This is a genomic window from Arthrobacter sp. efr-133-TYG-120 (genome assembly GCF_030209785.1).
Taxonomy (GTDB): Bacteria; Actinomycetota; Actinomycetes; order Actinomycetales; family Micrococcaceae; genus Arthrobacter.
In genome coordinates, this window is the sequence record NZ_JARVRI010000014.1 from 115,611 (window position 1) to 130,410 (window position 14,800).

Consider the following 14,800-nt stretch of genomic DNA (forward strand, 5'->3'; position numbering starts at 1 on the left):
GACACAAGAATGAACGAACTGTATACAGCAACAGCCGTTGCGCTCGGAGATGGCCGAAACGGTCATGTTCAATCGCCTGACGGATTATTGGACACCCCGGTTCGAACCCCAAAAGAGCTTGGTGGGGCCGGCGGCGCAACAAACCCGGAACAGCTTTTCGCTGGCGGCTACGCGGCTTGCTTCCACCAGGTAATTAAGCTGGTCGGGACGAGGGCGAAGGCTGACACATCGGACTCAGAGGTTGTCGCCGACGTAACCCTTCTGAAGCAACCGAACGGGGCCTATAGTCTTGCAGCCCAGCTCGAAATCACCCTTCCAAAGCTCGACCGTGCCACCGCAGAGGCGCTCGTTGCAGAGGCGCATCAGATCTGTGCCTACTCCAATGCCACTCGCGGAAACATAGAAGTGGAGCTCACAATAGTCTGAAGACCGTGCAGGCGAGTCTCTAACGCATAGTGACAAGCGCCTTAATCCAGGCTTCGGCGGTTGCTTTGCACCCCGCCGCGACTGTGCACCCTTGGTTGGGCTGGAGGCGACGATATTTGCGGCTGACCCGCGGACATTCCAAACCGTTCCCCTACCCGAAGCCAAAGAGCCGCCGCCGTACCTTGCACGGTACGACGGCGGCTCTACGGTTCTGTCGGAACGACCGACCGGGGCGTTAGGCGCCTCGGCTCGGAGCGGCTTCGGCAGCTGCCTCAGTATCGAGGACCTTCTGGACCACGCGCATGGCAGCGAGCCCGGCAGGTGCGCCGCAGTAGGCGGTTGCTTGGATGATTGACTCCACGATTTCGACAGGCATAAGCCCATTGCGGAGCCCGCCGCGCACGTGTACGGCAAGTTCGTGGTGTTGGTTGAGGGCGACGAGCATCCCGATGTTCAGGAGGCTCCGGCTGCGCCTGTCCAAACCCGGCCGGGTCCACACGGCCCCCCATAACGTTTCGGTGATGTGGGTCTGGAGTGCTTCGCTCTCCGTACCAGCTGTGCGTTCCAGGGACTCGGTGACGTACGAATCGCCCAAAACCTCCCGGCGCACTTTGATTCCTGCTTGCCACTGTCTGCTCTGCTGTGGCGGTTGGGTAGCTATCGGGTCTTTATCCACTGTCATTTTCCTTGGCATTGGGCGCATTAGATTTGCTGGCGAATGTGCGGGTTGCGTGCATAGAAACCCACCAGTGGGACGATGAGTAGCCCAAGGACGAACTGCTGGGCATTGTTGTTCAGCCCATAACCCACCAGCAAGGAGGTCAGTGCGATGAGCACTAGAACACCAAGCAAGGTGCTGCCATAGCCACCGCGTCCGCCCAAGAGGGATGTCCCACCCACCGCGACGGCGGCGACGGTGAGGAACAGGTACGGGTCGCCCACCCTGACGAAGGCTCCGCCCGTGAATCCCAGCAGTAGAACGCCCGTGACTGCGGAGAAGAGGCCACTGATGGCGTACACCGTCACCCAGCGGCGCGGTTCGGAGATCAGCATCAGCCTCGCTGCTGTCCGGTTTCCACCCAGTGCATAGGTGCTTCGACCGAACCACGTGTATCGCATCACGAGGACGAGGGCGGTCGCCAGAAGAATCCAGATGACCACGATGGGAGGTACGGGCATTCCGAAAGTCTCACCGTCGAGGGAGGAGATATTGGCGAGCCAGTCAGGCACGACGCCGCTGGTGCCGCCGGCGTTAGACGCGCCTGCGCTGGTCAGGATTTGGGTTGCACCCACGGTGGCGAACCCAACGCCCAGTGTCACGATGAGTGCCTGGTTCTGGAGGTGCAGGCTGAGGAGCCCGTTAAGTATGCCGACTCCAAAGCCAAGAAGGAGAACGATAAGGATGGCCAGTCCAGCCGGGATGCCGGCGCTGATCATGTAGAGGGTTCCAATGTTGGCGGAACCGATGAGGTATGGAATCGACAGATCCAGGCCGCCAAGGAGCGCACACAAGGTCTGGCCCACCGATGCGAGGCCCAGGAATGCGCCCAACAGGAGCATTGACCGGATGTTTGAGCCGGAAAGGAAGCCTTGGACAGTGGCGGCGCCCACGATCAAGAGGCCAGCCAGCATAATCAAGCCGAGGATGATGTTCTTCTGGGACGAGACTCTTCCGAGCATCGTGCTCTTGCGTTCTGTGGGTGCAGTCTCGATGGTTGTCATGCCTTTGCCTCCTGGCGTTTACGCCATACTGAAGGGATTATCACACTGATCAACAGCGCGAGTACCAAGATGAGTCCGTACGACAACTGCACGACGAACGAGGCGAGCGTCCCGAGCGAGAAGGTCGTCAGGGTGAAGGAAATCAGGGTGACTGCAATGGCTCCTGGAATTGAACCCAAGATGCCACCACGCCCGCCCGCGAGGCTGATGCCGCCCAAGACAAGCGCCGTTATGGCAGCAAGCGTGTACGTTCCGCCTTGGGTTGGGTTTCCCGAGGCAATCTGACCGGTGTAGGCCAAACCGCCGGCGCCGATGAGCAGCCCGGAAACGCCGTGGGCGACAATCCGGACCAGTGCAACTGGAACACCGCTGACAAAGGCGGTCCGCTGATTGGAGCCAACCAGCCGGATGCTCGTGAACAAGGGAGAGCGCGAGAACGCCCACCAGCCCACTATGGCCACCAGTAGCACTATGGTCATTGGGGCAAGAACCGATCGTCCCGCGCCCCATTCGGCCAGCCAGCGGGGAGCCTGCCCCTCCGGCTGCGTGAGAATTACCAGATTGATGCCGGACAACGCCAGGAAGGCGCTCAGCGTGACGATGACCGGTTCAATTCGTGCAACTGTGATCACCACGGCCTGCAGGACCTGAATGAGCACGCCGATACCGAGCGCCCATGCGACTACCAGTGCCGGGCTGCCGATCTGATTATCGAAAAGGACCCGAACAAGGGTGACATTGATGAAGATCATCAGTGGTCCGGCGGACAGATCGACTCCGCTGCCCACGAGGGCAGTCACGGTTAACCCCATGACGATCAGAACGAGCGGTACTGCAGAGACCAGTAGCCCCCCGATGCCGCTCGCGGTAAAGAGGTAGGGTGCGCGAATTGCGCACACGATCAGTAAAACGATGAGCAGGCCCCACGCTGCGAAGGCATACGACGTGCGGTTCGTGAGCCTACCGAATGGGCTTTGAGGCTTCATGATTGCTCCACCATTGCTTTCTCGACGTCGAAATCGGACTCCAAGTGACCAAACATCCCCGCAAGGATCCGGTCGGAAGTTATTTGCTGCCCGACGACCCAGCCCAGCAACGCGCCGTCGCGGAACACTGCGACCCGATCACATAGGCCAATGAGTTCGTCGATTTCGGTGGACAGGTAGATGACTCCAGCTCCGGTGCCCGCGAGTGTGTCCAGCTGGGCGTATAGTTCCCGCTTCGTCCTGACATCGACTCCACGGGCGGGGTCGTTCAAGGCAACAACACGCGGTTGCTGGGCCAACTCGCGTCCGATCAACACTTTCTGCTGGTTTCCGCCGCTGAGTGAAGTGATGGGGTTCGATGGCGCTCCTGCCCGTAGCTTCAGGGTGCTGGACATGTCCTTGAACTTTGCACTTATCGCTGACCGGTCGATCATTCCTCTGCGTCTGTGGCGGCGGTACAGGGGCATGCCGAAGTTCTCCGCGATGCTCAGGTTAGGGAAGATTCCCTCCTTCCGGCGATCTCCGGAGATGTAGGAGACCTTGGCGTCAATGCCGCCCGCCAGTGAAGTGATGGGGAGGACTTCCCTTTCGGACGAAAGAGCCGACACCGTACCAGCGGCGGCAGAACGGACTCCGGTCAGTGCCTGCAGGAATTCCGCCTGACCTTGGCCGTCCAAGCCGGCGAAGCCGACGATCTCGCCGCTGCGAAGCTCGAAATCAGACGGCCGGGCACCTGGGATTGCCACCAGGCCCTCGGCACGAAGCACGATATCTTCCTGTGGATGGTTGGAAAGCCGCTGATGATGCTGTGTGCCCGCCGCGAGTCCGCCCTTGGCGGAGACGCCTGTCATCAGTTCGATCAGGCGGCTTTCGGTGATCTCGTCGCCGCTTAGCACGCCGACGTCGATTCCGTCCCGGAGCACCGTGGCCCGGTCAGCAAAAGTAGTCAGTTCCGCGATGCGGTGCGTGACGATGATGACGCACACCCCGTCGGACCGCAATCTTTCCATTTCGGAATAGAGCCTGGCTGCCCCCGGAAGATCAAGGGCGGCCGTCGATTCGTCAAAGATGATGACCTTGGGCGCACGGATGAGTGCGCGCGCTATGGTGACCCATTGGCGATCGGCAAGCGATAGCGTCTCCACCATGGCGGTGGGATCCACAGAATGCCCCATCAAAGATTCCAGCAGCTCAGCGGAACGCCCGTTCCGTTCCTTCCGGGACATCCGGGGGCGCCATAGCCCTTGTGTGCCGATGAACACGTTGTCAGCGATGCTCGCGCCTTCAGCAACAAGCACCTCCTGAAAGACTGTAGCAATGCCATTGCCCAGCGCCTCGGACGGGCTCGAGACGGTAAGGCCGTTGACAGTTACTTTTCCGGCGTCGGGTAAGACGATGCCGGACATAATCTTCGCGAGGGTACTTTTGCCGCTGCCGTTCTCGCCCACAATGGCGTGGATCTCGCCTGCGGAGGCGGAGAATGTTGCCTCTCGAAGCGCCTTGGTTTCACCGAAGGACTTGACCACATGACTAATCGTTACCCTGGATCCGCCTCTCCCGGCTTCGGTTGGGCCATTTCGAAGCGGGGACCGCGGCTCAAGTTTGGCCATCTCAGCACCCCCACTGCTGGGCGGCCTGAGTAACGGGGCTGAAAGCAGGCCGCCACAGCGGGCCGCCTTGCTTGGGCCGCTGTGGCGTGGCGCCGACGTTCTGGTCTTCGTTGACCATTACCTACTCCTCCGAGAGTTATTGGTGCGCGATGCGCACCGTTCGGGCCTTTGTTTAGGCCTCGTGCGGAAACATCACTTTCGAGTCCGCAGGTTGTCGTAATGACTTTTTGTACGACAATAATGCGTTCGTTTGATGAGTATAGAAGCCACTTAGCCGGGGCGCAATAGTCTGCTGTGATTCACAGCACGGGGGCCCAAGAGCCGCCAGCGTGGATAATCATGGCTGGCGATCCCGCGCAGATGCGCAACGAAGTCAGCCCGCAAAAACAGAAGGCGCCCGTCCGGGGAAGCCCCTGGGACGAGCGCCAACTGTGCCCTGGATTCAGGAACACAAGGACTTACAGAATGGGACCTGTCATGCATCTCCCGCGCTGGTCGAGAGAACCTTGCCGAGACGTTCGTACGCTACCGGCCGCTTGGTTCGCAGCCACAATGCCACCAGGAAACTGAGGGCGAACCAGCCAACGCAGAACCACGGGATCAACGTCACCCAAATGATGTCACCGCCGAGCGTGGTCAGGTTGCTCCAGAGGAGGTAGAGGGCGCCTGTGAGTCCGACGGCTCCGATGCCCGGAGCGACCAGCGTGCGCCACCAGTGGGAGTATTCGCGGTGCTCAGGGAGTCGGTGGTACCTGATGGTCGCGACGGAGCAGAGGATCTGGTTCAGCATTACCCAAAAAGTGCACGCGATGGCGAACCATCCGAACACCTCCGAATAGGCGGCGGTGGTGAAGTCTCCGCTGGCGAAAGTCTGAGCGGACGGAGCGGCGAAGTAGAAAGCGGTGAAGGCGGCCAGGATGAAGGCGGCTCCGGCGAAGGTTGCGACGGCGGCCCGGTGGGGGCTTCCGTAGCGGGGGTGGGTGTGGCCCAGGGATGCCGGCAGCAGCACCTTCTCGCGGGCGATGGCATAGACGTAGCGGGACACCGTCTGGTGCAAGGCAAGGATCGAGGCGAAGCAGCCCGTGAGGATCAGCCAGTTGATGCAGTCCGCAGCCCAAGTCCCGACATATTTTTCGGCAAGTCCGATGTAGGAACCTCCGAGCTGTTTTGTGGTTTCGGCAATGACGTTGTCAACACCGAAGCCTGTAATGGTGGCCCATGCGGTGACGAAAAGAATCAGGCCGATTCCGAGGACCGACAGGTACGTTGCGAGGGGAACGAGCCGGCGAGGGTTCTTCGACTCTTCGGCATAGTTGGGGACGACTTCGAAGCCCAGCCAGGACCAGAACGCGAAGAAGATGCCGATGCCGGGTGCAATTCCACCGAAGGCATTAATCGGATTGATCGGTGCCAGGCTCACGCCCTGAGGGCCGCCCTGGAAGAAGATCGCTGCGTTGACGATCCCGAGCATCACGATCTCAGCGAGGAACAGCACACCGAGAACTCTCGTTGAGAGCTTCACATCGAAGTAGGACCCGACAGCAGCCAACACAAGCGCGACCCCTGCAGTAACGAGCCACGGAACCTGGATGTGGAACGTGCTTTCAAAAGTGCTGGCACCGAAATAGCCGATCGCCCCCAGGACCGCTACTTCTACGCACAGGTAGCCGAGCATCGACGACAGTCCGGCCGCGAGGCCCAAAGACTTGCTAAGGCCCCGGCTGATGAAGGTGTAGAAACCACCCGTTGAACTCAGCCTTCTCGTCATCGCGACGTAACCGACGGCAAAACACATCAGGATAATCGCTGCGACGATGAAGCCCGCTGGGGCGCCGATTCCGTTGCCGTAAGCGACGGCTAGCGGAATGTTGCCGAGGCAGCCCACGAGCGGGGCGGCACTCGAAAAGGCAAGGAGCAGGATGCCTGTGAGGCCAAGCGTGCCCGGTTTGAGCCGATGCACCTTCTCACTTGAAGGGGCGTCGGATACAGCGCTGGTTGGTTGCATGGGAATCCTTGGGGGGAGGTTCTGGTTTGAAACGGGAATAGAGGTCCTGGAAGCCAGGAATGCAAGGGGTTGAATCCGAAAAGGCGCCGCTAAAGGATGGGTCTTGTTGGGGATTGCTGTGAAAATGGACCCGGGCTCGGCGCCGGGGGAACGAGGTAACCCGTGTGAACGTACACGGTAACCTGAGACTTGAATCACTTTCATATTACGGTTCAATTGAAGCAGTGTAAAGAGGTGCGGCCAAATGATGTGCGCCTCCTAGTAGGCCTCCTTCAGGATGGCTCGCACGTCGTCGGCGGAAACCGGACGAGGTGCCTGCCGGATCACGGCTTCAGCCTCGCCCATAGTGGCCTCCACGACGTTCTCCAGTGCCACTTGGGATAGGTCGAAATCTCCGATGCTCGTTGGCACTCCGAGCTTCGCGAACAGGAGTTCGATTTCATCGGCGGCCGGGAGCTTGGCGCTGCTTTCCCTTGCCCTGGCGAGAACCTCGGCCATGGCGGCTTGTTGCTTTTTAGTGGCGGGTTCGAAGAAACGCATGACGTGGGGCAAGGTGATGCAGGATGTCACGCCATGCGGCACTCCGGCGGCTCCGAGTTGGTGTCCGATGGCGTGGGAGAGCCCCACGGGGACGTTGTGCACGCCAATGAGCGACATCCATGCGGCCTGATGGCACCGCAGGGCCGCTTCGAAATCCTGGGGGTCCTGGGCGGTGCGGGGGAGGTCTCTTGCGAGAATTTCCAACGCTGCAGTGCACAACGCTGTTGTAAACGGGTGCGCATTGGTCGCGTACGCAATCTCGACGGAGTGATCGATGGCCCGGACCCCGGTGGTCGTCCACAGTGGTCTTGGGGTCAGGGCAGACAGAGCAGGGTCAAGGACGATAGTTGTGGGTGTCAGCTCGAGGTAACGCGAAAGCTCCTTACGGCGCGTCGACTCATCCACGAAGGCAGCGACTCCGTTCCATTCAGCCGCTGACAGGGTCGTCGGAACAGCGATGATCGGCAACGGGTTCCCCGCGAGGGGCGGCAGTCCATGGGAAATGCTATAGCGGAGAAGTTCGTCCGGCTGTTCGATTCCTTCGCTGATGCCGAGGGCTGTGAGCTTTGCAGCGTCAATGGCGGATCCACCGCCGATGCCGATAACGACGTCGGCTCCGCTGGCTCGTGCGGTCCTGATCAGCTCCATGATTCCGGTGGTCGGGTTGTGCGCCTCCACTTTGGAATGGACCGCGACCGCTGTCGGGCCGAGATTATCCAACAGCGTGCGAAAGGGCTCACTCGCGCCGATAGTTCTTCCTGTGATCACTAAGGCCTTGTGAAGCCCCCGATCGTTCAACTCTGCCGGGATCTGGAACAGCGTCCCGGGGCCTTCGATCACGCGTTCAATACGCGGCATTTCGAAGATCCTCATTGTGCTCATGATTGTCCTCCACGTGCGACGGCGCGCCCCTTGGGAGATACTCAAGGGACGCGCCGTCGGCTATTTTTTTGGAACAACTGGTGCCGGCTTCTGTTAGCCGCGGGCCGCGGCCGATTCTGCCGCCTTTGAAGCAGCCTCAGACGGCGGCAGAAGTGCGGAACTGTTGTCTGCGGATTCCGCGGCCGCGGTCGCCGACGGAACCGAGGACCCATCTCCGACCTCGGCGTTCAGGTCCTTGACTACACTTGCACCGGCCACTCGACCGAACGTCATTGACCGCAGCGACGACGTAGCCGGCGGGTACTCGTGGTAGAACAACCCGGTGATTTCACCTGCGGCATAGAGGCCCGGAATCTTGACTCCACCGCTGGAGACTACGCGGGCCTCGGTGTCGACCTTCAGGCCGCCATAGGTGAATGTAATCCTTGCCTCCAACGGGTAGCCGTAGAACGGGCCGGATTCAATTCGGTTGGCCCAGTTGGACTTCGGCGGAGTGATGCCCGCAGTGCCCAGACCGTCGAGGATTTCGGGCTGGAACGGGCCCCCAGGCGTTGCCGCGTTGAACTCTTGTACGGTGGCTTCCAGAACCTGGGGATCAAGGCCAAGCTTGACCGCAAGTTCGGCGAGCGTTGCGCCCTCCTCCGGCTCCAGGTCGGTTGTTTCGTACACCCAACCTGGACGCATCCGGTCCATGACCGGCTTGTCGGTGATGAAGTAGGCCTTCTGGTTCTGGTTCTTCCAGACTTCGTAGGCAAGAAGCTCGAAGTGCGCGAAGAGGTAATCTTCGCCCTCGTCGAAGAAGCGCTGGCCATCTTGGTTGACGCAGATGCCGTAGTTGTGGCCCCAGATCACAGCGTCGGGGCGCTCTGTTCGGGAGTCCACCACCTCGGAATGGAACATATCGAACTGGCCGGAAGTATCGGCGCCGATTTCCATGGCCATCCGGATGCCGGCACCCTTGTTCCGGACCAGTCCGGGAACGATGGGTTTGATGTCGACCGCGTTGTTCCCCAAGTATTGGGTCAGCATCTCCGGGTTGCCTTCGAAGCCGCCGCTGGCGACTACGACAGCATTGGAACTGAGCGTGCGGAGCAGGCCGTCCTTGCCGCGAACGACAACTCCATTGACGCGTCCCTCATCGGAGAGACTCAACTTGACCGCTTCCGTCTCGTACAGGATTTCGGCGCCGTCGAACTTCTTGTAGTGGTTCAAGAGGTTGTTGACGATCTGCAGGCCGCCGCCCACGGGCCACTTTATGCTCTTGTCGGTTTCGTACTCGAGCGCGACGTCCTTCTCCCAGTGCTGGTAGATCTCGATGCCATGGTCCTCCAGGTACTTCATGGTGCCTGGCACTTCGCGCTCGAGGGCCAGGCAGTAGTCCAGATCGGCGAGGCCTTTGGACGTTTCCATGACCTTGTCTTTCCATGCCGCATCAAGCCGGTTGTCTTCGTAAACACGAAGCCAGGCCATCGTCCAGCGCGATCCGCCGGACCGCTCGCTTTCTGCGCCGACCTCCACAACGGCAACGCGCCCGGACCTCCCGTGCTTCGCCGCGTTTTCGCAGTAGCTCAGCGCAGCGGACGCGCCTGCGAACCCACTGCCAATAACTATCAGATCGTACTCGGACATATCCGTCTCCATCCATCATCTTTGATGTTTGTCGTACAAAAGTACTGCCAAGCGATATTATGGGATCGAGAGTTGGGGTGTGTCAACCATCACAGCCCGAGTAGGGGTATCACCCGGAAACATAGGCGCCACTGGACCCTTGAAGCGCCCCGTTTTCTGCAATAACCTGAAACTCGAAACATTTTCAGAATTATCGTAATACGCACTTCGAGATGCACCGAGCTCTCTCCGGTCCCGTATGGCAACGGTGACCCGGAGAGTGGTTCGTGAACAGGATGGTTGAATTGGATTCGCGCAAACTTGGAAAATCCGACGTCCGCATTACTTCGCTCGGCCTCGGCACTGTCCCGTTGGCCGGATTCAGGACTAAGGCCAGCTACCGGGACTTTGAGGCTGTCGTCGAAGCTTCGTTTCAAGGCGGCGTTCGCCACTTCGACTGTGCGCCCATGTATGGCTTCGGAAAGGCTGAGTACTACCTTGGTCACGCCGTGAGGGAGCTTGGAATCCGGGATGACGTGGTGGTCAGCACGAAGGTCGGCCGGGTGCTGAAGCCTGCAAGCCGCGTGCAGCCGAAGGAAACGGCCTACGGCATCGATTGGGTGGACCCCCTCCCGTTCCTTGACATCTACGACTACACCTACGACGGGATCATGCGGTCGTTCGAAGACAGTCAGCAGCGTCTCGCCCTCGATTACATTGACGTCCTTCTCGTACACGACGTGGGCCGGGCCTGGCATGGAAATGACGCTGGCATCTATCACGAACAACTGCGCGACAGCGGCTATAAAGCCCTTGAGGAGCTTCGCGGCAGCGGTGCCGTTTCCGCCATCGGCCTTGGCGTGAACGAAACTGAATCGGTGGTCCAGGTTGCCCGCGAATTTGACCTCGACTGCGCGCTGATCGCGGGGCGTTACACGCTGCTAAACCATGAACCGTTGGTGGCCGACTTCGCAGAGCTTCAGCACCGCAATGTTTCGGTGATTGCCGGTGGCGTCTTCAACTCGGGTATCCTCGCGACCGGCACCAAGGGCGGAGAGATGACGTACGACTACCAGTCCGTCCCTTCCGACGTCGTCAAGAAGGTCGCTGCCATCGAAGCCGTCTGCGCCAAGCATGGCGTGGGCCTGGCCGCTGCTGCCATCGAGTTTGTGGGAATGCACCCCGCCGTCGCGTCGGTGGTTCTTGGAGCCCAAAACGTCGCGCAGGCAGAGCAGAACATTCGCGCGGCAGCCAGCGAGGCTCCGCAGGAATTTTGGGCCGAGCTCAAGCAACAGGGGCTGCTGCCGGAGAATGCACCTACCCGCTCCCGTATCGGGACCGGCGACTCCGCCCTTTAGCCCACCGAGGATCAATATCGGAACCGAATTATGTCTGACCATCAGTCATTCTGGCGACTACACAAACGCACGTAGTAGAGTAAGTTTCCACGGGCAATGGAGGTAGTGATGGACGCACCTAGTGACCTGCGGATACAACGCGAGGACACCTCGCTACGGAAACGCGTAGAAGTCGCACTGCGGGATGCCATCCTCTATGGCTCCTTCTACCCCGGCCAGAAACTCTTGGAACGGGACCTCTGCGCCCAGCTGGGCGTCAGCCGAACCCTCCTGCGGGAGGCCCTTCAGCAATTGCAGGCCGAGGGACTGATTACAAACGTCATTCACAAGGGCCCTAGCGTTGCGGTCATCAGTGAAGAGGACGCCCGCGAGATCTACGATGCACGGCAGTTGATAGAGGGCCATCTTGCCTACGGCTTCACGGAGCGGGCCACCGAAGACGACATTGACCGGCTTTCCCGAACTATTGATGCGCTCCGTGTACCCGGTATAGAAGCAAGCCCCTCCGAATTGCTCAAGGCCAAGAACGGGTTCTATGAAGTGCTCTTCGCCGGCTCAGGCAACCAGGTCCTCGCCCAGATGCTGCAGACGCTCAACAACCGGGTGACGATGCTTCGCCGACGTACGATCTCAACACCTGGCCGGCTTGAACAGTCGGTGGCGGAGCTTGACGGAATCGTAGAGGCGATCCGGCGCAGGGATGCCGCGGCTGCGAGCACTCTCTGCCGGGCCCATGTGGAACGGGCCGCCAGCATCGCCATTGCCAGCTTTGCCACCGAGAAGCCCAATGTGGCTGCAAAGAAAACCAGGCGCTCCGCCCTGGCCACCCACTGAGCAGCGCCGGTCACTCACTGATTGTGAGGATCAGCTTTCCACCGACGGCTCTGTCGCCCAATCGTTGAAGCGCGTGCGCCATTGCCGTCCACGGAAGGACCTCGACCACGTGCGGGTTTAGTTCTCCGCGGTCCGTCATGCCTAGAAGTACAGCCAGGTCTCGGCTGAACGGTACCGGGTCGAAGAACAGTTCGAAGCCCAGAATTTTCACGAGGGCTCCGTTGTAAACGTCTCTGACATTAAAAGTGGTTTGTGCGTCCGACGTATTCCCGAAGGTAACCAGCTTGCCGCGTGGATCCACCATGGAGAGCGCCTCTCCTAATACTTCGCCGCCTACGGATTCGATGATTACGTCGAATCGCTGGCGAAGCTGCTCGAGGCCTGTCACCACATGGTGTGCGCCCAGCGTACCGATTCGTGCCACGTCGTTGGCCCTGGCAACGAGCCCGGTCACATTCGCTCCTGCCAGGACGGCAAGTTGGACGGAGAACTGGCCGACGCCTCCGCCGGCGCCGGTGACCAGAACACGGTCGCCGATCCCGGCCGCGCCCAGCCGCAAAGTACGTAAGGCAGTCAGCCCGGCGGTTGGTACGGCCGCCGCCTGAGCGAAAGTCACGTCGTCAGGAATGGGCGCAATCCAATCTCGCCGGACGGCAACAATCTCGGCCCAAGCACCCTGTTCTACGATCCCAGCGACTCGAGAGCCCTCCTTCAACTGATCGTCGATGTCCTCCGTAAGCACTCCGGCGAAGTCCCAACCGGGGATGATGCCGGCATCCGCAGTACGAAGGGCCCGCATCTCACCCCTGTTCAACGAGAAGGCGCGAACAGCGACCAACACTTCGCCCGGCGCGGGGACGGGCGCCGCGACGTTGAGGACGTCGATCCGGCCGGGAGCTGCCGGGCTCACGACCAGCGCACGCATGTTTGACTCTGAATTACGGGTGCGGTTCATTTGAGACCTTTGATAGTCGGAGCGGGCAATGACCGAAGAAAGGTGGGTCATCCTCACGCCGGCGTGAGGATGACCCCTTCGCGGTAGTCAAAGGCCCTGCGCCTGTATGGGCGCTCAGCAACGATCCAGACCACGCCGAAATTCTCGGTGATGGCATCGACAATGGCTGGGTAGGGCTCGCCGACGGGCTCCTGCACTGCCACCTGCTGACCGGGTTGCAAACCGGACCAGTTCTGGCTCATTCCCGCTTCGCCAACTAGCGAGGTTGCTTTCATGATTGGGCCACCTTCGGGTCTAGGGCGCTTCCGCGGGACCATCTGTGCTGATGAAAGTGGTGACGGTCCGTGATTCCAGCTCCGGGATGATTTGGGTAGCGCCGATGGTGAGGAAGTGCTGGGTTTGGCGGTGCAGATCGAAATCCTCGGGGGTGTGGTAGCTCTCGAGAATGACGATCTTTCGGTCGTCCTCGACTCCGCGGAAAAACTCGTATGCGATGTTGCCTGGCTCGTTGCGGGTCTCGGCCGCCATTTCTCCCAAATGCTTGAGAATTTTGTCTGTGGTTCCGGGCTTGGTCCGGTACCGGGCTACGACGTTGAAGCGGTTGGTCATGGTTTCTCCTTAGGTGTGTTTGGTGTCCTGCCAATGGCTATTCCGCTCCCGGCAGGGAGTTCCTCGCATGCGCGGAAACGCGTGAGGACGTCCGGGTCATGGCCTGGAACCACGGTGAGTCCTCGGGAAGTGGCTTCCTCCCGGATGAAGGCGAATGCCGCGTACATGGCGGGGAGGTCGCTGATGGCGGTGAAGGGCATATCCCGTTCCAGCTCCTCGTAGAAGTGGACGGCATCTGATGCCAAAAGCACTTCGCCGTCCGAAGTGGAAACGTAGACGATGGACTGGCCTGGCGTGTGCCCGCCTACTTCCACAAGCCTCAGTCCCGGTGCCGGCGCAACTTCGCCAGTGAACAGCTTGAGCCTCCCGTCGGCTTCGGCGCTGCGCAACTGGTCAATTTCAGAGGCTTCGGAATAGAAAGAGAACTGAACGTGTCCGGCAGTGGGAGAGATCCAGAACCGGTACTCAGCCTCGGCCATATGGATCCGCGCGTTAGGGAAGAGATCTAGGTTGCCAATATGGTCGTAGTGCCCATGAGTGACAATGACGTCCTCAACACCAGCTGGATCGATGCCCAGGCGGGCAAGGGCTTCGGCTGGATGCAGGAGTAAGGTTCGATTCCGCTTGCGACCTGCGTACTCGTGGAATCCCGTATCGACCACCACGGTTCCGTGACTGCCTTGGAGGACCCAGAAATAGTAGTCCACGGTGGCCGGTCCGTCGTCCTCGCCGTACAGCCCGTAATTGAGATAAACGTCGCTGCGCTCGGTGGCCCGGGTGCCGACGCGGACGGCGACAACCCGGTAGTCGCCGTCGTTCTCAGGCGGCGCCACTGCCGCCCTCGTGGGCTACGACAGTCGGTTCGATTCCGTCAGCACCCACTACCTCGCGCCACGCTTCGAAGCCGGCCTGGAAGGCCACGACGCCAGCTTCCGGCAGCGAGATCTCGATGGCCTCGAGGATTTCCGTCGGGGTCACGCCAAGGTCAAGGGCAACCCGGATGTGGCTCTGGATGTGGCCCTTGGAGGCACGCATGACCGTCAGGCTGACGATGAAGATGAGCTCCTTCGTTCTGCGATCCAAGGTGCGCTGGTCCAGGTAGGCGGCGGAAACCACGTGGTTCGCTGCCTGTAGCACCGGGAAATCATGCTTGGCCATGACCTTGTGATAATCGAGGACGTAGCCGCGCTTGCGGGCCATGTCGTCAATGTAGTCCTGGGCTTCGGTGGTCTGCTCGTCGAGGGAATCGATGGTCATGCTGAGGG

At 60.4% G+C, this 14,800-nt stretch carries 15 protein-coding genes; 3 read left to right on the forward strand and 12 right to left on the reverse strand.

Going from position 1 to position 14,800, the window contains the following annotated elements; genetic code table 11:
• The first annotated feature begins 9 nt into the window (after window positions 1-9).
• A complete protein-coding gene (locus QRN51_RS08775; RefSeq protein WP_284989509.1) occupies window positions 10-426 on the forward strand; it encodes an organic hydroperoxide resistance protein in 417 nt (138 codons plus the stop codon).
• Between the two features lie 235 nt (window positions 427-661).
• Here the strand turns inward: QRN51_RS08775 and QRN51_RS08780 are convergent, their stop codons facing one another.
• The 7 genes from QRN51_RS08780 to QRN51_RS08810 all read right to left on the reverse strand — a co-directional run bounded on the left by QRN51_RS08780 (window position 662) and on the right by QRN51_RS08810 (window position 9,800).
• Entirely contained in the window at window positions 662-1,102 is a 441-nt protein-coding gene (locus QRN51_RS08780; RefSeq protein ID WP_284989510.1) for a carboxymuconolactone decarboxylase family protein, read from the reverse strand.
• A 26-nt stretch (window positions 1,103-1,128) separates the two neighbouring features.
• Complete coding sequence (locus tag QRN51_RS08785) at window positions 1,129-2,148, reverse strand: ABC transporter permease (RefSeq protein WP_284989511.1); 1,020 nt, start codon at window positions 2,146-2,148, stop codon at window positions 1,129-1,131.
• On the reverse strand, window positions 2,145-3,134 hold the full coding sequence (locus QRN51_RS08790; RefSeq protein ID WP_284989512.1) for an ABC transporter permease: 990 nt from the start codon (window positions 3,132-3,134) through the stop codon (window positions 2,145-2,147). Before QRN51_RS08790 ends, QRN51_RS08785 begins: the two co-directional genes overlap by 4 nt.
• Entirely contained in the window at window positions 3,131-4,660 is a 1,530-nt protein-coding gene (locus QRN51_RS08795; protein WP_284989513.1) for a sugar ABC transporter ATP-binding protein, read from the reverse strand. Before QRN51_RS08795 ends, QRN51_RS08790 begins: the two co-directional genes overlap by 4 nt.
• 559 nt (window positions 4,661-5,219) lie before the next feature.
• On the reverse strand, window positions 5,220-6,749 hold the full coding sequence (locus QRN51_RS08800) for an APC family permease (RefSeq protein ID WP_284989514.1): 1,530 nt from the start codon (window positions 6,747-6,749) through the stop codon (window positions 5,220-5,222).
• Between the two features lie 258 nt (window positions 6,750-7,007).
• Window positions 7,008-8,171, reverse strand: a complete 1,164-nt coding sequence (locus tag QRN51_RS08805; RefSeq protein WP_284989515.1) for an iron-containing alcohol dehydrogenase — start codon at window positions 8,169-8,171, stop codon at window positions 7,008-7,010.
• A gap of 93 nt (window positions 8,172-8,264) precedes the next feature.
• The gene (locus tag QRN51_RS08810; RefSeq protein WP_284989516.1) at window positions 8,265-9,800 is read right to left on the reverse strand and encodes an FAD-binding protein; all 1,536 of its coding nucleotides are present in this window, start codon (window positions 9,798-9,800) and stop codon (window positions 8,265-8,267) included.
• 284 nt (window positions 9,801-10,084) lie between these two features.
• Between QRN51_RS08810 and QRN51_RS08815 the strand changes: the two genes are divergently transcribed.
• On the forward strand, window positions 10,085-11,137 hold the full coding sequence (locus QRN51_RS08815) for an aldo/keto reductase (protein WP_284989517.1): 1,053 nt from the start codon (window positions 10,085-10,087) through the stop codon (window positions 11,135-11,137).
• Window positions 11,138-11,245: 108 nt separating this feature from the next.
• The gene (locus QRN51_RS08820; protein ID WP_284989518.1) at window positions 11,246-11,971 is read left to right on the forward strand and encodes a GntR family transcriptional regulator; all 726 of its coding nucleotides are present in this window, start codon (window positions 11,246-11,248) and stop codon (window positions 11,969-11,971) included.
• Window positions 11,972-11,981: 10 nt separating this feature from the next.
• Here the strand turns inward: QRN51_RS08820 and QRN51_RS08825 are convergent, their stop codons facing one another.
• The 5 genes from QRN51_RS08825 to QRN51_RS08845 are packed head-to-tail and all read right to left on the reverse strand — an operon-like array spanning window position 11,982 to window position 14,792.
• Window positions 11,982-12,926 (reverse strand): zinc-binding dehydrogenase, encoded by a 945-nt coding sequence (locus QRN51_RS08825; protein ID WP_284989519.1) that lies wholly within the window; start codon window positions 12,924-12,926, stop codon window positions 11,982-11,984.
• Window positions 12,927-12,979: 53 nt separating this feature from the next.
• Window positions 12,980-13,201 carry a hypothetical protein gene (locus QRN51_RS08830; protein WP_284989520.1) on the reverse strand — a complete coding sequence of 74 codons (222 nt, stop codon included), beginning with the start codon at window positions 13,199-13,201 and terminating at the stop codon, window positions 12,980-12,982.
• A 19-nt stretch (window positions 13,202-13,220) separates the two neighbouring features.
• On the reverse strand, window positions 13,221-13,535 hold the full coding sequence (locus tag QRN51_RS08835; RefSeq protein WP_284989521.1) for a putative quinol monooxygenase: 315 nt from the start codon (window positions 13,533-13,535) through the stop codon (window positions 13,221-13,223).
• Window positions 13,532-14,368 carry an N-acyl homoserine lactonase family protein gene (locus tag QRN51_RS08840; protein ID WP_284989522.1) on the reverse strand — a complete coding sequence of 279 codons (837 nt, stop codon included), beginning with the start codon at window positions 14,366-14,368 and terminating at the stop codon, window positions 13,532-13,534. Before QRN51_RS08840 ends, QRN51_RS08835 begins: the two co-directional genes overlap by 4 nt.
• Window positions 14,355-14,792 carry a carboxymuconolactone decarboxylase family protein gene (locus QRN51_RS08845; RefSeq protein ID WP_284989523.1) on the reverse strand — a complete coding sequence of 146 codons (438 nt, stop codon included), beginning with the start codon at window positions 14,790-14,792 and terminating at the stop codon, window positions 14,355-14,357. Before QRN51_RS08845 ends, QRN51_RS08840 begins: the two co-directional genes overlap by 14 nt.
• Window positions 14,793-14,800: the final 8 nt, after the last annotated feature.